This is a genomic window from Neorhizobium sp. BETTINA12A (genome assembly GCF_023006485.1).
Lineage (GTDB): Bacteria > Pseudomonadota > Alphaproteobacteria > Rhizobiales > Rhizobiaceae > Neorhizobium.
This window is the reverse complement of sequence record NZ_JALBGW010000094.1, coordinates 1-18,634: the sequence shown is the minus strand read 5'-3', so window position 1 is coordinate 18,634 and position 18,634 is coordinate 1. Positions and strand designations below refer to the sequence as shown.

The window sequence follows — 18,634 nt, the reverse complement described above, 5'->3', positions numbered from 1 at the left end:
CTCGGAGGTGCGGCGGGCGCAGCAGCGCCCTGCTGCGTTCCCCAACCTCCAGAACTGAAGAGCGACCCGGCGTCGGCGTCAAAGGTAGAGCTGACCAGGACGAGCGCCGCCAGGAGCGGTCCCCGCCACATTGTCCGATGCCGCGTCATTTGCATTTCTCGTCCCCTGATCGGCGGCCTGGCGCTCCCCATTCTGCTGCTGGCCACGGCCGGCAGCCTGGCCTTGGCGCCCGCCTTCGGCCATGGCCTGCTGACCCGTCTGGCCTGGTTGCCCCTGCTGGCTGCTGGTACCGTCGGAATCTGCCGTCGGCGCGATGCTGATGGTCACCTGATCGACGGCAAAGCCCTGCGCACGCAGCGCATCGAGAATACCGCCGCTGTCCTCGCTGAGCTGCCTGTAGGCCGCCCGCGTCTCGACGGTGAGATGAACATTCAGCTCCTCGCCGTGAAGCCGCAGCATGGCCGTCACCGCGCCGAGATCGTGCGGGTTCATCTGCAGCTTCAGCGTGTTGACGACAGTGCCGGTGCTGCTTTGCGCAGCGGCATTCGAAAGAGCCGAACTGGGGCTCATGGCGCCGGCCCATTCCGGGTCACCCGACAACATCGCCGTGAGATTCGCGCCGTTCGAATTCTGTGCGAGCCCGAGGAACCGGCGCGCGTCGAGCACTGTAACGTTTTCCGCGACCCCGTTCGACGGCACTCTGGGCTCCATGGCGCCGCGTTCGCCTCGACCACCGACAGTCATATCGACATGCTGGTCGCCACGTGCATTGCTGAAACGGAAGACACGGGTGCCGGGAGCGCTCGTGTCGGTATCCACCGGCGTCGAAAGCGGATCACCGTCCGCCTCACTCCGCACGCCGGCGTGCTTGGCATCCTTGACGGCAAGAGCATCGCCTTCGTGCCCGCTACCGTCCTGACCTTTTGCCCGCTTGTTCGGCTGCTGCCCGGACGCATTCTTCGATATCATCGCGCTGATCTCGCCGACGCTCGTTTCGCCGCTCGTCAAAAGCGAGAGCATGTCGGTGATCTTGGCATCGTCTGCGACCAGCATGGAGAGGTCGAGATCTTCACTGCCGTCCGTCTCCGTCGCCGCAGCCTTTTCGGATCTGGCGGCGCGCTTGCCCTGAACCTCGTCCGACTTCCGCGCGACGGCTTTCGCGGCCTCCAGGGCCTCGCGAAGCTTTTTCTCGGCAGGGGTCACCTGCTTTTCCTTGGGCCCGTTCGCAGCGGCCTGCTTCAGAGCGCCTGCGGTTTCTTCCGTCTCCTCGATCGGGCGACGGAGTGATTCCGGTTTGATGTCGATGATCGGCTTTGGCTTGCCATGCTTCACGTCGCCGGCCATGCGCTCTTCCGCAGAAGACGCGCGAGCGCCCTCCTCCGGTACGTCCTTATTGTTCGGAGATGCATCGCGGTCAAAACCGGAAAGAGCGTCGGAGAACCCAGAGGAACCATCGGCGCCTTTGCGACCGGCAACACCCTGCTTCGTGGACGAAGCCGCATCGGCCGCGCCAGTCTTACCACCACCAAGAATGTCTGTAATCATTTGGAAGCGTTCTCCTCCTTCAGCATTGCGTCGATAGCACTCAATTTCGAACGACCGCTATCGACGAATGTCTGGAAGGCCGGATCGAATTTGGCAGCGGTGCCGGCCATCGGACGTTCCGTGGCGGAGGCAGGCCCAGCGATCTCATTCCTGGGCAACGCGACTGGAGATTTCGCGTCTTCTGTATTAGTCAGTTTGATAGCTTTATCTTGTGCGAGGCTGTCGGCGACGGGCCGGCTAACGACCTGCTCTGCCACTGTTTTTGCCGCCTGCCTCAATGCGCGGTCACGCGGCGAAAGAGTTTCCTCGGGAACGTCGGCTATCGCCTGGATGGCCTGCCCGATGTCCTTGGTAGGGATATTGGCAAATCCGCCGTAAAGCTTCGCGAGCGCCTCGGGCGTCGGACTTTTGGCGAGTGTTTCGGCCTTTGCGGAGGCGAGGCGCGCAAGATCGTTCTTGCCGGCGATTGCCGCCGAGCGAGCGATGCGCAGGAAAATCTCACGACGCCGGTCGGCGTCCATGAATTCCACCGCTCCGTCGATATCGTCCTGCGTGATCTCACCGAAGTGGCCGACGACCAACTGCACGAAGAAATCGGCGAATTGGCTGGCATAGGGCGAATGGATGAAACGCCGCGCGTATTTGCGTGAATAGGAGAGCGCCTGTGCCACCATGTTGGCATCGACGGTGATCGCGACCGATCGGCGCAAAGCGGCTTCCTCGATGATCGTGCCCGGCGCGGTCAAGCGCGCCCAGTCATAAAAGACCAAAGCGCCCTTCGGATCCTTGGCGACCATCACGTTTCCGCTGACGAGCGAAAGGTAGGGGCCGATCTTCTCGTCGCGATATTCCTTGGCCATTTCGCTCAGACTTTTTTCGATCAGCGTCCCGCGGCCGCCGAGATACTTTCTCAGCCCGTCGGCAACGCGATTGTCGAAATTGCCCGCAACGTCGCGCGAGGCGAGATATTCGAGCGTCGCGGGATTGCCGCCGCTCATGGCATAGACCAACGCAGCGTCGACATTGCGCGGATCCTCGAAGACCGACGGGTCGGCAGTCCGCAGGCGCTGATCGATCGTTTCCAGCATGAAGCGTTGCATTTCGGCGGCCGAGTGGTCGCCGAGCACAACGGAATCCTGCACGAACTGCAGGGACCTGAGCATCGCATAGGGCGCAAGGTCCGCACGATCCTGAGCCAATGCCGCAGGCGCGAGCGCGATCCCGAGCACGAGGCCAGCCGCAACTAAGGACTTTATGCCCACAGCCATCACTATCCCTCGTCCGACCCGATCAGGATTTCGATACGCCGATTGCCCGCGGCGAGCGGATCCGCCGGGACCTGCAGGCGCCTGTCGGCGAAGCCGGAAACCTGCTTGATACGATCCTCCGCCAGGCCGCCATGCACCAGCATGTAGTAGGCGCTGTGAGCGCGGGACATGGAAAGACGCCAGTTGTCGTTCTCGGTGCCCTTGAACTGACGGCCGTCGGTGTGTCCGCGCAGGACGATACTGCCCTTGCGGTCCTTGAGGATCTGGCCGATCTTCTCCATTGCCAGCACCATTTCGCGACGCGGTACGGCCGAACCGATATTAAACATCGGATCGTCGGTCTGGTCCGAAATCGAGACGAGCAGACCGCCTTCCGCAGGCGTTACGACGAGACCTTCCGCCAGCTTGCCGGCAATGCCGGAAATCTGCTGCTGGATTTCCTTCTTCAGCTCGTCGGCAGCCTTCAGCTCGGCCACTTGTTCCGCCTTCGCGCCATCCTCCGGCTTCTGGCCCTTGAGATTGGCCGGTTTCACGGCCTCGGCGCCCGACGGCGTCTGAGGCTTGTCCAGCTGGGTCGGATCCGGGCGCGGAGTCGGGATGGCGACAGCCATCTGGGTCTGTTGCAGCTGTGTCTTGGCTTCCGTGGACTGCGGGGCCTGCTGATATTGCGGCGCCTGCCCCATCTGGGCCAACGGATCGTCGCTCGCCGTGGTCTTGACGGCTTTTTCAGGTCCGTCGGCGCGGGTCACCTGCATCTGTTTGGTCCAAAAGTCCGGATCGAACGGATCGCGATAGGCCTGACCGCCGTCGGCACCGGTCGCGGGGCCCGAGTCACTGGCGCCGCCCTCGCCCTTGGCGCTGACATTGGCCTGCTGGCCAACCTGCTGGGCAATTTCGGCAAGAACGGAATAGGGATTTTCGAAGAAATCCGCTTCGGAATAATTGGGTTCGTCGCCGGACGTCGAGGTCATGTCCTCGCCGGTCGCTGCCGCGGAGCCCTGAACGTCACCCTCCGCCTTGACCTTCGACTTCTCGCCCTTCTCCTGACCCTCGGCCGCATCGACCGGCTTTTCCAATCCCTTGGAGGCCGGAGTCTCGTCGGAAAGCTTGATCGGGTTGAAATAGCTCGCCATCGAGGCCTTCGTCTCCTCGTTGGCGGCGTTGACCAGCCACATGACGAGGAAAAACGCCATCATCGCAGTCATGAAGTCGGCATAGGCGATCTTCCAGGCGCCACCATGGACGCCTTCGTCGTGTGCGCCGCCATGTCGCTTGACGATGACGACCTCGTTCTTGCCGTGGTGATGGTTTTCGCCTTCGCTCATCCCAATACCTTCTTCAGACCCGCCAACCACGCAGACATGCGGGTCACAAGGGCGGTTTCGCCGATGTCGACCGCAATATCGAGGTCAGGCGCTTCGATATGGCGCAGGAGTTGGGTGGGCGCTCCAAGCGCAGTTTTCAGTTTTTCGAACAGATGCACCGGACCGCGAACCGTCAATGTGCCGACGTCGCCCTCGAGCATGGCGCTGCGGATGATGTCGGCCATGTCGGAGATCGCCTTGGCGACCAGCGCTTCGTCGAGGAGGGGCGACAGGATCCGTGCCGTCTGGTCGCTGACGGCCTGCGCCGTCAGCCCGGCAATGTCCTGAAGGCCCATCGAGATCGTCGTAGCCACTTCGGTCTCATATTTTTCGTGCAGCGCTGCGATTTCCTGCGCATGTGCGGCCAAAAGCGCTTGCCGCTCTTCGTCAAAACGCTGCTGAAGTTCCTCCGACGCTGCCTCGTGACCCTTCGCATAAGCCTCGGTGCGCTCGGCTTCAATATCGATTGGTTCTTCGACCATGGCGGGAAATGCCAGATCGTCTTCGAGACCATCGCCGAAACCCTCGGCCGACAGGGATAAAGGCAGGGTCTGCGGCTCGCTGAAATCCTTCAGATAGCGGGCGATCGAAGCACTCATCGTGAGCCCCCCCGCCCTGCCGTCGCCTTTCGTGCGGGGCTCGTCATGAGCCTCCCGAAAGCGCAAATCGTCACCGCTGCAATCATCGTATCATCCCGACAAGGTTGCCATTCATCTGTCCTCGGCGACACAAGACACTTCGCCGGACTTTAACGGAACGGTAGGAAGTTAAACTTGCGCGAGGATGAAGATGCCGTATCGCCTCGAACCTCGCGGACAGGTCCGGCCGAGTATTATCGGGCGACGGAGTGACCGGCGCCGCTCAATCTTACCCCTGCCGGAACAACTGCAGGATGTTTTCGGCGTTGCTGTTGGCGATCTGAAGCGACTGAATGCCGAGTTGCTGCTGGGTCTGGAGCGCCTTCAGACGGGTCGACTCTTCGTTCATGTCCGCATCGACCAACCGGCCGACACCCTTGTCGATCACGTCCGTCAGCGAGGCCACAAAGCTCTCCTGCAAATCGATGCGCTTCTGGATCGAACCAAGGCTCGAAGCAGCACTGGTCATGGCCAAAAGCTGTTTGTCGAGGAACCGCTCCATCATATCGAGCACGGCATCCGTGTTCGGCGCCGAGCCAGGGACCATCGTGTTCATCTTCACCACGAGATCATTCAGCTTGTTGATGTCGAGATTGGTGACGGACATCCCAAGTTTTCGATTGTTGAGATTGTTCGCGGCAGTGACGACGAAGTAATATTTTGTCGTGCCGTCATCATGTGCCGGCGTGGTTACCGCGGGCGCCGTCGCCGGATCGGTCGTCGTGACTTGTGCCCATTTGCCTTCGGCGACCTTCAGATAGAAATTACCGCCGACGGCATAGATGCTCGTATCGATTGTATTCGTGTCGGCACCGAGTGCCGTCAGCTGGCTTTCCGTCAGGAACGAGACGGCGTAGGATGCGTTGGTCGCGCCCATCGTGCCGTTGCTCGTGGCAATATCGACGGGCGTCTCGCTCTCGGCAACGAACTTGACGGACGAATCCAAGATCCCGAGATTGCCGCCATTGAGGTCGAAAAGGACGGTTTTGGAATCGAGCGTATAATCGACGGTCTTGACCGCGACATCGCCGGAAGCGGTGCGGGTGAACGACGCGACGACCTGTTTGATGACCGGCCGTTCCTGGGCGTTCGTACCGCCGTCGCTGATATAATCCTGAAGCCAGTTCTCGCCGGAGAAGGTCGCTGAGTCCGAGATGCTCTTCAGCTGTTCCTGGAGCTGGGCGATTTCTTCCTGGATCTTGCCGCGATTGGCGCCGACGCCATAGGCAGCAACGATCTTGGACTTGATTTCGACGACGGTGTCGATCGCACTTTCCATCGCCGTGTAGGCCGTATCGACCTTGGCGGCCCCGAGACCAAGCGCGTCCTGGATCGTCGAAAGCGCGTGATTGTCCGACCGCATCGTCGTTGCGATCGACCAATAGGCGGCATTGTCGGCTGCCGTCTGGACACGCATGCCCGAGGAAACCCGCGCCTGGGTCACTTCCATACTGCGGTCGATCGAGCGCAGCGTCTGCAGGGCAGCCATAGCGGCGGGATTGGTCAGGATACTGGTCATAGGCCGTGCCTCGGTCAAATATTCTGGAAATCCGGGGTATTTTCACCGGAAACGACGAGAGGCATCATGCGTACCGCCACTCAGCATCACAGAATGCGGGCGGTCTGTCGTTCTTAACAAATCGTTAAGTCGACAGTTAGCAAAGGCAATTGTGGATTGGCAAGATGTTAATGAAGTCTTAACGGCGGTATCCGACAACCGTGCAGGTTTCGCGCAAGCCACGCGCCAAAATGCGGAAAAACCGCGTCCCTTTCGAGACGCGGTCTTCTTTTCCGGAATACTTGCTGCCACGTCAGAGCGGGACGAACCGCTCCTAGCCTAGAGCGCCGCTTACTGACGGAACAGCGACAGAATATTCTCGGAACTGGAGTTGGCGATCGAAAGCGACTGGATCGCCAGCTGCTGCTGGGTCTGCAGTGCCTTGAGCTTGGTCGACTCTTCGCTCATGTCCGCATCCACCAATCGGCCGATACCCTTGTCGATGGAGTCGGTCAGCTTGGAGACGAAGTCGGACTGCATATCAATACGCTTGGAGATCGACCCGAGTTTTGCGGTAGCGCTGATAAGCGCTTCGAGCTGGCCGTCGACGAAGGAGTTGAGGGCCCCCATGAGGTCCGCGTCGGTGGCCTTGGTCCCCATGCCGAGGTAACTGACACCGTTGGAATTGCGGTAATCGTCCAGCTTGGTGATATTCAGTTCGGAGATCGAAACGTTGGCGGCGTATTTGATACCGCCCGTTGCGGTCGCACCGGCCGAGTAGTCGTAGCCCTTGGTGGTGTAGATGGCGTCGATATAGGCGCCACCGATCTTGATGAGGTAGGTGCCGCTGGAACCCGAGGTATAGACGCCGTTGGTATCGCCCTTCATGTAGACGCCGCCGCCAACATCCTTCCAGATCGCGTCCGTTGCGTATATCGCGGCTGTATTGATCTTGCCGAAGTATTCCTTGTGATTGGTCGTGCCGTCGTCGTAGTTGATCGAGCGGAAGCCGCTGTAGGAATTGCCGTCGAGCAGACCGGCATGGCCGCCGCTCAAGTCGAACAGAACATTCGTTTCGTTCAGGACGACATCCACCGATTTGACCGCAACATTGCCGTCCGGATCACGGATGAACGAGCTGACAACCTGCTTGACGACCGGGTTGGCCGCATAAATGAGGCCTGTAGTGGCGTTCGTGGCGCCACCGACTTCTGCCTGCAGCCAGTTTTCACCGGAGAACGAGGCGGAGGATGTGATGCTTTTCAGCTGATCCTGGAGCTGCGAGATTTCTGCCTGGATCTTCGACTTGTCGACGCCTGCTTCAGAGGCGGTAACGAGCTTGTTCTTGATTTCCTTGACGACGTCGACAACGCTTTCCATTGCGGAATAGGCCGTATCGACCTTGGCAGCGCCGAGACCGAGTGCGTCCTGCACAGCGGAAAGCGCACCGTTGTCGGAACGCATGGTGGTCGCGATCGACCAGTAGGCAGCGTTGTCGGACGCGGTACCGACGCGCAGGCCGGAGGAAACCCGGCTCTGGGTGGTCTGCATCTGACCATCGAGATTGCGCAGAGTCTGGAGTGCAGCCATGGCTGCTACATTGGTAAGAATGCTGGTCATTTGATTGCCCCTTGATTGGCTAGATGGAAGGGACATTTCCGGGATCACACCGGTGAACGTTGGCTTGGCCTGATGCCTGTTAACCTCTTCTTCGTCTTGGTTAACCCATCGTTTCGATGAGCTCAGTTAAGGTGGAAATGGTTAACAAAGGTTAAACGGTATTTACGAAAGTTAACAAAAACTACCGGGGCATAAAAAAAGCCGCGCCCGGGAAGGGCGCGGCTCCTTGATGCGATATCTGCGCGTCTTACTGACGGAAGAGCGACAGGATGTTCTGCGAGTCGGAGTTGGCGATCGAAAGCGACTGGATCGCCAGCTGCTGCTGGGTCTGCAGTGCCTTGAGCCTGGTCGACTCTTCGTTCATGTCGGCATCCACCAGTCGGCCGACACCCTTGTCGATCGAGTCCGTCAGCTTGGAGACGAAGTCCGTCTGCATCTCGAGGCGCTTCGAAACAGCCCCGAGCTTGGCAGCCGCACTCGCCATCGATTCCAGCTGACCGTCGACGAACGAGGTCAGCGCGGCCATGAGGTCTTCGTCAGTCGCCTTCGTACCGAGGCCAAGGTAGCTGACGCCGCTGGAGTCGCGATAATCCTTGAGCTTGGTGATGTCGAGGTCGGAAACCGAGACGTCAGTTCCGTACTTGATGCCGCCGGTAGCAGTCGCGCCAGCCGAGAAGTCGTAACCCTTGGTGGTGTAGACGGCATCGATGTAAGCACCGCCGACCTTGATCAGGTAGGTACCGTTGGAACCCGACGAATAGACGCCGTTGGTATCGCCCTTCATGAAGACGCCGCCGCCGATGTCCTTCCAGACAGCGTTGGTCGCGTAGTAGGAAGACGTGTTGATCTTGCCGAAATATTCCTTGTGGTTTGTCGTGCCGTCGTCGAAGTTGATGGCGCGGAAACCGTTGAGGGCGTTGGCGTCGAGAAGACCTCCGCGACCGCCGCTCAGGTCGAACAGAACGTTCTGCTCGTCGAGAACAACGTTGACGGTCTTGACCGAGACGTTGCCGTCGCCGTCGCGAACGAACGAACCGACCAGCTGCTTGGTGATTTCGCTCGAGGCGTAGATGACGCCCGTGGTGGCGCTCTGCGAACCGCCGATTTCGGCCTGCAGCCAGTTTTCGCCGGAGAACGAAGCGGAGGAAGCGATGCTCTTCAGCTGGCTCTGCAGCTGGGTGATTTCTTCCTGGACCTTGGACTTGTCGACGCCCGGTTCGGAAGCTGCAACCAGCTTGTTCTTGATTTCCTTGACGACGTCGATTGCCGATTCCATGGCGGAATAGGCAGTGTCGACCTTGGCAGCGCCGAGGCCGAGGGCGTCTTGAACTGCCGAGAGCGCACCATTGTCGGACCGCATGGTGGTCGCGATCGACCAGTAGGCGGCGTTGTCGGAGGCGGTTCCGACGCGCAGGCCCGAGGAAACCCGGCTCTGCGTGGATTCCATGTCGGACGCGATGCCGCGCAAAGTTTGGAGAGCAGACATAGCTGCGATGTTGGTAAGAATACTAGTCATTTTAGGTGCCCCTTGAGTGGCTGATTACGAAAAGGGACATCCCGGATTTCACCGGGAACAGCGCACAGCGTCATGCTTGTTAACCATTTAATTTTCTTGGTTAACTCACTGTTTCGATGATCCTAGGTAAACCCAATATGGTTAATGAAGATTGAAGCGAATTAAGAAAATGAAAAAGCCGCGTCCGAATTCGGACGCGGCCTCTTTTTGGATCCATGGCGCGGTCAGCCTCCGCGCCATATTTCCAGTTCCGATTAACGGAAGAGCGACAGGATGTTCTGCGAGTCGGAGTTGGCGATCGAAAGCGACTGGATCGCCAGCTGCTGCTGGGTCTGCAGTGCCTTGAGCTTGGTCGACTCTTCGTTCATGTCGGCATCCACCAGTCGGCCGACACCCTTGTCGATGGAGTCCGTCAGCTTCGAGACGAAGTCCGTCTGCAGATCAAGACGCTTCGAAACAGCACCGAGCTTGGCAGTCGCGCTGTTCATTGCTTCCAGCTGACCATCGACGAACGAGGTCAGTGCAGCCATGAGGTCTTCGTCGCTGGCTCTGGTACCGAGGCCAAGGTAGCTGACGCCGCTGGAGTCGCGATAGTCCTTGAGCTTGGTGATGTCGAGGTCGGAAACCGAGATGTCAGTTCCGTACTTGATGCCGGCCGTTGCAGTCGCACCAGCCGAGAAGTCGTAGCCCTTGGTGGTGTAGACGGCATCGATGTAAGCACCGCCGACCTTCATCAGGTAGGTACCGTTGGAACCCGACGAATAGACGCCGTTGGTATCGCCCTTCATGAAGACGCCGCCGCCGATGTCCTTCCAGACAGCGTTGGTTGCGTAGTAGGAAGACGTGTTGATCTTGCCGAAGTATTCCTTGTGGTTGGTCGTGCCGTCGTCGAAGTTGATGGCGCGGAAACCGTTGAGGGCGTTGGCGTCGAGAAGACCGCCGTGGCCGCCGCTCAGGTCGAACAGGACGTTCTGCTCGTCGAGAACAACGTTGATGGTCTTGACCGAGACGTTGCCGTCGCCGTCACGAACGAACGAACCGACCAGCTGCTTGGTGATTTCGCTCGAGGCGTAGATGACGCCCGTGGTGGCGCTCTGCGAACCGCCGATTTCGGCCTGCAGCCAGTTTTCGCCGGAGAACGAAGCGGAGGAAGCGATGCTCTTCAGCTGGCTCTGCAGCTGGGTGATTTCTTCCTGGACCTTGGACTTGTCGACGCCCGGTTCGGAAGCTGCAACCAGCTTGTTCTTGATTTCCTTGACGACGTCGATTGCCGATTCCATGGCGGAATAGGCAGTGTCGACCTTGGCAGCGCCGAGGCCGAGGGCGTCCTGGACCGTCGAAAGGGCGCCCTTGTCGGAACGCATGGTGGTCGCGATCGACCAGTAGGCAGCGTTGTCAGATGCGGTTCCGACGCGCAGGCCCGAGGAAACCCGGCTCTGCGTGGATTCCATGTCGGAACCGATACCACGCAGAGTCTGAAGCGCGGCCATCGCCGCAATGTTGGTAAGAATGCTAGTCATATTGATTGCCCCTTGAATGGCTACTTGCAGGAAGGGACATTCCGGAATTCACCGGGAACAGCGGACAGCGTCATGCTTGTTAACCATTTAATTTTCTTGGTTAACTCACCGTTTCGATGGCTCAAGATAACCGCAATATGATTAAGGAACATTGAAGCGAACCGGAAAAACAAAAGGGCCGCGTCCGAATTCGGACGCGGCCCTTTTTTCTGAGGTCAATGGCGCGGTTAGCCTCCGCGCCATATTTCCAGTTCCGATTAACGGAAGAGCGACAGGATGTTCTGCGAGTCGGAGTTGGCGATCGAAAGCGACTGGATCGCCAGCTGCTGCTGGGTCTGCAGTGCCTTGAGCTTGGTCGACTCTTCGTTCATGTCGGCATCCACCAGTCGGCCGATACCCTTGTCGATCGAGTCCGTCAGCTTCGAGACGAAGTCGGACTGCATATCGATACGCTTCGATACCGCACCGAGCTTGGCAGCGGCGCTGCTCATCGATTCCAGCTGACCGTCGACGAACGAGGTCAGTGCAGCCATGAGGTCTTCATCGCTGGCCTTTGTACCGAGACCGAGGTAGCTCGCCCCGTTGGAGTCGCGATAGTCCTTGAGCTTGGTGATGTCGAGGTCGGAAACCGAGACGTCCGCTCCATACTTGATGCCGCTCGTTGCAGTCGCACCAGCCGAGAAGTCGTAGCCCTTGGTGGTGTAGACGGCATCGATGTAAGCACCGCCGACCTTCATCAGGTAGGTACCGTTGGAACCCGACGAATAGACGCCGTTGGTATCGCCCTTCATGAAGACGCCGCCGCCGATGTCCTTCCAGACAGCGTTGGTTGCGTAGTAGGAAGACGTGTTGATCTTGCCGAAGTATTCCTTGTGGTTTGTCGTGCCGTCATCGAAGTTGATGGCGCGGAAACCATTGAGAGCGTTGGCGTCGAGAAGACCGCCGCGGCCGCCGCTCAAGTCGAACAGGACGTTCTGCTCGTCGAGTACCACGTTGACGGTCTTGACCGAGACGTTGCCGTCGCTGTCACGAACGAACGAGCCGACCAGCTGCTTGGTGATTTCGCTCGAAGCGTAGAGGACGCCCGTGGTGGCGCTCTGCGAACCGCCGATTTCGGCCTGCAGCCAGTTTTCGCCGGAGAACGACGCGGAGGAAGCGATGCTCTTCAGCTGGCTCTGCAGCTGGGTGATTTCTTCCTGGACCTTGGACTTGTCGACGCCCGGTTCAGCGGCGGCAACCAGCTTGTTCTTGATTTCCTTGACGACGTCGATTGCCGATTCCATGGCGGAATAGGCAGTGTCGACCTTGGCAGCGCCGAGGCCGAGGGCGTCCTGGACCGTGGAGAGCGAGCCCTTGTCGGACCGCATGGTGGTCGCGATCGACCAATAGGCAGCGTTGTCGGAAGCAGAGCCGACGCGCAGGCCCGAGGAAACTCGGCTCTGCGTGGATTCCATGTCGTTGCTGATGCCGCGCAGCGTCTGAAGCGCGGCCATCGCCGACACGTTGGTGAGAATGCTAGCCATAGTTGATTGTCCCTTTGAACGAAATACCTGGAGGGGGACATACCGGACTGTATATTTTACCGGCACTTCGGTCCGGCATCATGCCAACTCGGTCTCTTCAATCTGAAGGAACACCAAACCCGTCGTGTGAGGCAAATCTCGCAGCATTTCCTTTCTAAGTTCTTTAAACAGCGATGGGAGCTAAAAGGCGTTCGACCGATATGATTAATGAAAGATTGACGAAAATTCCGCTTCTGCGAGGTCGGCTTCATGCAAGCTTGGCTTGCCACGATGCGCGGTGAAGCCGATTTGCCGGGACGCCGGCACAACTTTACTGGAGCGGGAAGCCTTGAAACCCCTGAAGATACAACGGCAATACGTCGCAGCGCAAAATCACTTCGACAAAAAAGAATATCACGATGTATTGGGCATCCTGAACAAGCTGCTGGATGTTCACAAGGATCCGAGGCACTACGCGCTCCTGGGCGCAACTCTGTTGAAGCTCAAGATGAAGACCGAGGCAGCCCAGGCGTTCCAACTTGCCGGGGGCATGGAATCCCCCCATAAGCTCAAATATCTGCGCGAAGCCATGCGGCTTCATTTCTCCAATAACGACGACATCAGCGTCCTTCGCCTCGGCGCACGCATTCTCAAAGAGGCGATCGCTGATCCCGATATGGCAGTTCTGATGTCCGGCGCTCTCATGCGCCAGGAACTGGACGGCGCCCAAGCATTTCGCAATACACTTGCAAGAAGCGACGAACCGACACACCGGCACCTTGCTGCCCGCTCGATCAAGCTTCAGGAACGCAGCGACGAAGAGAACAAGTGCATTCTCGAGATCTTTGAAAGAGATCCCGAAGACCGCATCGTGCGCAATTTCTACCTTTCGGCGATGCGGGACAGCCTCGACTACGATGTGCTGCGGAAATACGAGCCGATCCAGCTAGAGGAAATTGCCCGGGGCGAATTCGAAGCTATCGCAGACGAAGTATCTCTCTTCAATCTGCGCTGGTGCGACGATGAAAAGACGAACGCCATCGCGGGCTCCAGAATGGGCGAGAGAAAGCCCAAAAACGCCGCCTCGAAAAGGCACAACATGCCGCATCGCTGGGGCAGCAAACTGCGCATAGGCTATCTCTCGGCCGACCTTTGGACGGAACACGCCGTCATGAAGGCGCTGCGCGGCATACTGGAATCGCACGACAGAAGCCGTTTCGAAATCACCCTCTTCTGCAACGCCCCTCCCGAACGCCTGCGTAACGACAACAACGCCATCCGCGAGGAATGGGGCAGGGTCGTCAGGGTTCGCAACATGACGGACGACGAAGCAGCCGAGGCTATCAAGGCCGAAAACATCGACATCCTGGTCGACCTGCAGGGGCACACTGCAGAAAACAGGGTATTCGTGATGAACCGGCCAGCTGCGCCCGTACATGCGACCTGGCTCGGCTATCCGGGCACTGTCGTCAACGTGGATATCGACTATCTCATCGCAGACAGCACGGTGGTGCCGGAAAGCTCGTTCCCGCATTATTACGAGAAGATCTGCTGGATGCCCGAGACGTTCTTCCCGAACGAAGCGGTCCACCGCCCGATGCCGCAGCCGATCGATCGGGCACTCTGCGACATGCCACAGGACGCCTTCATCTTCTCGTGTTTCCACAGCCACTGGAAATTCACGCCAGCAACCATCGACCTCTGGGTCCGCGTCCTCAAGGAAACGCCGGAGAGCTATCTATTCCTGATCTGCCGCGAACGGTTCGGTGCTCGAAAGAACCTGATCAAGGCCTTTGCGGAGGCGGGAATCCCCGAGAGCCGCTTGATATTCGGCGATCGCGTCAACAACTATGCGGCCTATATCAACCGTATCGGCCTGACGGATCTCGGTCTCGACACCTATCCGTATAACGGCCACACGACGACCTCCGAAAAGCTGTGGGCCGGACTTCCGATGCTGACCCACAAGGGCAAGAATTTTGCATCCCGGGTCAGCGAAAGCCTGCTGAATGCGCTCGGCCTGCCGGAAATGGTCGCCGAGGATCAGGATGATTTCGTTCGCCGCGCGGTCCATTACTACAACAACCGCGAGGAGCTCAAAGAGGTCCGGAAACGGCTCGAGGCAAACCGCTTCACGCACCCGCTGTTCGACGCCGAACGGTATTGCCGGCATCTCGAAACCGCCTACACGATGATGGCCGAGAAGGCGAAGGCCAAGATCAAGCCCGACCACTTCAGCGTTCCGGCCCTACCGCCGCGGGAAGCCCCCTTCAGCGCACGCAAGAACTGATATGCGCATGGAAACGGCGGGGAACCCCCGCCGTTTCCATTTCCGCAGCCCTGCTGCCAGTTAATTGAAGGAACGAACCAGGCTGCCGACCAGCAGATTCCAGCCATCGATCAGGACAAAGAAAAGGATCTTGAAGGGCAGCGAGATCGACGTCGGCGGCAGCATCATCATGCCCATCGCCATGGTGATTGCCGCGACGATCATGTCGATGACCAGAAACGGCAGGATGATCAGGAAGCCGATCTCGAAACCGCGCCTGATTTCCGAGAGCATGAAGGCGGGGACGAGGACGCGGTAGTCGATCGCCTGCGGCGTGCCGACCGACTGATTTCGTTCCCGGGCGATTTCGACGAAAAGCTGCAGATCCTTGTCGCGCGTATTGGCCGACATGAAAACCCGGAACGGTTCCGCGATCCGCTGAACCGCCTCAGCCTCCGTGACCCTGTTCTGAAGAAGCGGCTGGACGCCCTCGTTCCAGGCCCTGTCGAAGGTGGGCGACATCACATAAAACGTCATGAACAGCGCCATCGAGACCAATATCATGTTCGACGGCGCGGTCGACAGACCCATGCCGGAGCGCAGGATCGAAAAGGCGATCACGAACCGCGGAAAGCTCGTGACCATGATCAGAATGCCGGGGGCGACGGAAAGAACCGTCAACAACCCGAAGGTTCGGATGATCCACGCGGCTGCGGAACCATCGACCGGCAGATTGAGAAGATCCGCGGGCGATTGCTGGGCGAGCGCGAGCCCGGGTGCCGCGATCAGAGCGACGAACAGGAAGATCAGCCGAATCATGCGATCACGAAGGTCCTTTGCGTCACCTTCGATAGTCATCCCGACCAACGCAGGTCAACACCTCAAGGCCGCATCCCGAAGCTCGTGCACAGAAAGCCGCACCAGCCTGACCAAACGACAAGGCCTGGGTTTCTGAACGCGGCCTTCATTCAGCTTGGCGCAAGTCTGGTTGAATAGCGTGAGCTTATGAATGGCTCAAAGCCGCAAAGAGGCCCAACAGCAATGTGAGGCTCCTCACTTCGGCAAGTCACCGGTGCTTCGGAACGTCAATCGTCTGCGGCGAGCCGGAAGGGCTTGTTCGAGTAAATCAGATCGAGGAAATTCGGTGTCTTCCATTAAACTCAGCATCTGCATTCCGACCTACAACCGTGAAAAACACCTGCACGATTGCCTGGAACGGTGCCATCGCGATTTCCGCTTCGATTTCCCCTATGAAATCGTCATTTCCGACAACGCCTCCACAGACAATACGGGTGCGGTTGCCAAGGAGTTCATCGAGCGGGGGATGCCGATCCGCTACGTCAGGGGTGCGCAGAATGTCGGGATGATCCCCAACATGAACAGCGCGCTCAGGCTGGGGCGTGGCGAATACATGCTCTATCTCGCGGACGACGATCGCCTGATCCCGCAGGAAGTCGCCAATATCGTTGCCTATCTCGACGAAAACCCGAACATCACGGTCTGCCATGCACCATGGGCGATGTATGACGGCATCAACGAGGTAGAGGGCGGGCTGTTCTACACGGTCAACGAGGACAAGGTCTTCCCGCAGAAAAGCTTCGCCGAAGTCTTCAACTATATGTTCAGGGGCCACATCTTCCCTGAGATCGGCATCTATCGCAGCAGCGCTTTCCGGGCCGCTTGGGTTCCGAGAGATATCTGCTTCTACCCGTTCCCCATGCTTGCCCACTTCCTGGACCAGGGCGACATCGCTTTCCGCAAGACGCCCTTCTATCGCCAGGTCATCGTATCCGGCGTCGAACGCGATCGCGTCCAGGGGGGCGCTCAGATCGCGGCAACCGGATGGGACCAGTACCGCGGCGGTCTGGAATATTTCCTCTATTTCGCGTCCAAACGCGGCAAGGTCGGCACCTCGCCCGACGAACGCGCGACCCAGGAGCATCTTTGCAGAAACTTCACGCTGCAGCGAATGGCCGTCTCGATGCGACTGCTCGTCGGCATGCGCGAATTCGTGAAGGCGTACGAAGTCTATACGAGAATGGTCTTCGGAGGCTTCGACGAGCATCCGGAAGTTCAGTCCTTCAAGGACGGCGGATTGCTGGCAACGGCGCTGCAGATCCTCGTGTGGCAGGTGAGTGTCACCGCCGGCATCGAAAATCTCGTCATTCACGGGTTTCATGACATCGACACCATCAAGGAACGGCTTTTCAGGGTCGATTTCCCCTTGCGGCTGCAGATGATCGACGAGCCGGCCGCCCCCACGCCGCGACAACTTGATAATACGGCAGTCCTCGTGCACCTGCCGGAAGAGCGCGACCGTTTCGTGGAAATGGGCTACCTGCCGAACCTCGTGTTCAGCCAGGACGATCTGATCAAGACCATTTTGCTCTAACGGACGAAGGCGTTTAGCCCGATCGCTTGAAAGCCTCCCTTGCATGGCTTGCTGACGGTCGTCGTTTCAATGGATAGCGCGTCAGTTACGGAGAGACGGAATTGAAAGCTGTAATTCTCGCCGGTGGATTGGGAACCCGTATCTCCGAGGAGACGCATCTCAAGCCGAAGCCGATGATCGAGATCGGCGGACGGCCGATCCTCTGGCACATCATGAAGCTCTATTCCGCCCATGGCGTGAACGAGTTCATCATCTGCTGCGGATACAAGGGCTACGTTATCAAGGAGTATTTCGCGAATTACTTCCTGCATATGTCGGACGTCACCTTCGACATGGCCTATAACGAAAAGCAGGTCCATCGCCGCACCGCCGAGCCTTGGAAAGTCACGCTGATCGATACCGGCGAAGCGACGATGACCGGCGGCCGCCTGAAGCGCGTCTCCGAATACCTGCGCAACGAGGAAAGCTTCTGCTTCACCTATGGCGACGGTCTGAGCGACGTGAATATCACCGAGCTCGTCAAGTTCCATCGTTCGCACGGCAGGAACGCGACGGTTACCGCCGTCCATCCGCCGGGCCGCTACGGCGCGCTCGAACGCTCCGGCAACCAGGTTACCGGCTTCGTGGAAAAGCCACGCGGCGACGGCGGCATGATCAATGGCGGTTTCTTCGTGCTTTCGCCGAAATGCATCGACCTCATCGAGGGCGACAACATTCCGTGGGAATCCGCGCCGATGGCGGACCTTGCCACGATGGGCGAACTAATGGCCTACGAGCACGAAGGCTTCTGGCAGCCGATGGACACGCTGCGCGAAAAGAACCTGCTCGAAGACCTCTGGGCTTCCGGAAAAGCGCCATGGAAAATCTGGCCGTGAGCGGAGGGGCTCGTCCGGACCGCCGTTTCTGGGCGGGTAAACGCGTTGTTCTGACAGGGCATACCGGCTTCAAGGGAGCGTGGCTTTCGATCTGGCTCGGTCGCCTCGGCGCCGAAGTCACCGGCATTGCTCTGCCGCCCGAAACGCAGCCCAGCCTATTTGCGCTTGCGCGGCCTAACCTCAAGGAAAGTCATTTCCAGGATATCCGCGATGCGGCCAGGCTCGCCGAACTGGTGCGCTCCGCCTCCCCCGATATCGTCATGCATCTCGGCGCTCAGGCACTGGTGCGCCCGAGCTACCAGGATCCGCTTGGCACGTTCGCGACCAACGTGCTCGGGACCGCCAATCTGCTGGAGGCGGTCAGGTCGGTGCCGTCTGCGCGCGTGGTCGTCGCGATCACCACGGACAAGGTCTACCGCAACCTCGAACATGCCTTCCCTTACCGGGAGACGGACCATCTCGGCGGGCACGATCCCTACAGCGCCAGCAAGGCCGCATCCGAGATTATCATTGCGAGCTACCGCGATTCGTTTCTGCGCGAAAAAGGCGTGGCGGTTGCCAGCGCCCGGGCCGGCAATGTGATCGGCGGCGGCGACTGGTCGGCTGACCGTCTGCTGCCGGACGCGG

14 protein-coding genes are annotated in these 18,634 nt (G+C 59.2%); 4 read left to right on the top strand and 10 right to left on the bottom strand.

The genetic code is table 11. The features are described from left to right. Positions 1 to 78 precede the first annotated feature (78 nt). The 9 genes from MOV61_RS20115 to MOV61_RS20060 all read right to left on the bottom strand — a co-directional run bounded on the left by MOV61_RS20115 (position 79) and on the right by MOV61_RS20060 (position 12,492). Complete coding sequence (locus MOV61_RS20115) at positions 79 to 1,545, bottom strand: flagellar hook-length control protein FliK (protein WP_247137828.1); 1,467 nt, start codon at positions 1,543 to 1,545, stop codon at positions 79 to 81. After that, positions 1,542 to 2,813, bottom strand: a complete 1,272-nt coding sequence (gene motC, locus MOV61_RS20110; RefSeq protein ID WP_247137827.1) for a chemotaxis protein MotC — start codon at positions 2,811 to 2,813, stop codon at positions 1,542 to 1,544. The genes MOV61_RS20115 and motC overlap by 4 nt, the downstream gene beginning before the upstream one ends. A 2-nt stretch (positions 2,814 to 2,815) precedes the next feature. After that, a complete protein-coding gene (locus MOV61_RS20105; protein WP_038539781.1) occupies positions 2,816 to 4,138 on the bottom strand; it encodes a MotB family protein in 1,323 nt (440 codons plus the stop codon). Further along, complete coding sequence (locus MOV61_RS20100; RefSeq protein ID WP_247137826.1) at positions 4,135 to 4,776, bottom strand: hypothetical protein; 642 nt, start codon at positions 4,774 to 4,776, stop codon at positions 4,135 to 4,137. The genes MOV61_RS20105 and MOV61_RS20100 overlap by 4 nt, the downstream gene beginning before the upstream one ends. A gap of 268 nt (positions 4,777 to 5,044) precedes the next feature. Next, a complete protein-coding gene (locus MOV61_RS20095) occupies positions 5,045 to 6,334 on the bottom strand; it encodes a flagellin (RefSeq protein WP_038539774.1) in 1,290 nt (429 codons plus the stop codon). Between the two features lie 330 nt (positions 6,335 to 6,664). Next, positions 6,665 to 7,933, bottom strand: coding sequence for a flagellin (locus tag MOV61_RS30500; RefSeq protein ID WP_038539771.1), 1,269 nt, complete (start codon positions 7,931 to 7,933; stop codon positions 6,665 to 6,667). A gap of 247 nt (positions 7,934 to 8,180) precedes the next feature. After that, positions 8,181 to 9,449: a flagellin gene (locus tag MOV61_RS30495; protein WP_038539769.1), complete on the bottom strand. Its 1,269-nt coding sequence runs from the start codon at positions 9,447 to 9,449 to the stop codon at positions 8,181 to 8,183. A 254-nt stretch (positions 9,450 to 9,703) separates the two neighbouring features. Further along, positions 9,704 to 10,969, bottom strand: coding sequence for a flagellin (locus tag MOV61_RS30490; RefSeq protein ID WP_309493824.1), 1,266 nt, complete (start codon positions 10,967 to 10,969; stop codon positions 9,704 to 9,706). Positions 10,970 to 11,226: 257 nt separating this feature from the next. Further along, a complete protein-coding gene (locus tag MOV61_RS20060; RefSeq protein ID WP_038539762.1) occupies positions 11,227 to 12,492 on the bottom strand; it encodes a flagellin in 1,266 nt (421 codons plus the stop codon). A gap of 403 nt (positions 12,493 to 12,895) precedes the next feature. Between MOV61_RS20060 and MOV61_RS20055 the strand changes: the two genes are divergently transcribed. Beyond that, positions 12,896 to 14,761, top strand: coding sequence for a glycosyl transferase (locus tag MOV61_RS20055; protein ID WP_247137825.1), 1,866 nt, complete (start codon positions 12,896 to 12,898; stop codon positions 14,759 to 14,761). 60 nt (positions 14,762 to 14,821) lie between these two features. On the opposite strand, the gene fliP is transcribed toward MOV61_RS20055, so the two are convergent. After that, entirely contained in the window at positions 14,822 to 15,559 is a 738-nt protein-coding gene (gene fliP / locus MOV61_RS20050; protein WP_038548705.1) for a flagellar type III secretion system pore protein FliP, read from the bottom strand. Positions 15,560 to 15,884: 325 nt separating this feature from the next. Between fliP and MOV61_RS20045 the strand changes: the two genes are divergently transcribed. From MOV61_RS20045 to rfbG, 3 genes are all read left to right on the top strand, one after another. Beyond that, positions 15,885 to 17,132: a glycosyltransferase family 2 protein gene (locus MOV61_RS20045; protein ID WP_038539760.1), complete on the top strand. Its 1,248-nt coding sequence runs from the start codon at positions 15,885 to 15,887 to the stop codon at positions 17,130 to 17,132. 101 nt (positions 17,133 to 17,233) lie between these two features. Then, complete coding sequence (gene rfbF / locus MOV61_RS20040; RefSeq protein WP_038539757.1) at positions 17,234 to 18,007, top strand: glucose-1-phosphate cytidylyltransferase; 774 nt, start codon at positions 17,234 to 17,236, stop codon at positions 18,005 to 18,007. Further along, on the top strand, positions 17,989 to 18,634 hold a 646-nt coding region (gene rfbG / locus MOV61_RS20035), incomplete at its 3' end, for a CDP-glucose 4,6-dehydratase (RefSeq protein ID WP_247137824.1). The genes rfbF and rfbG, both read left to right, overlap by 19 nt.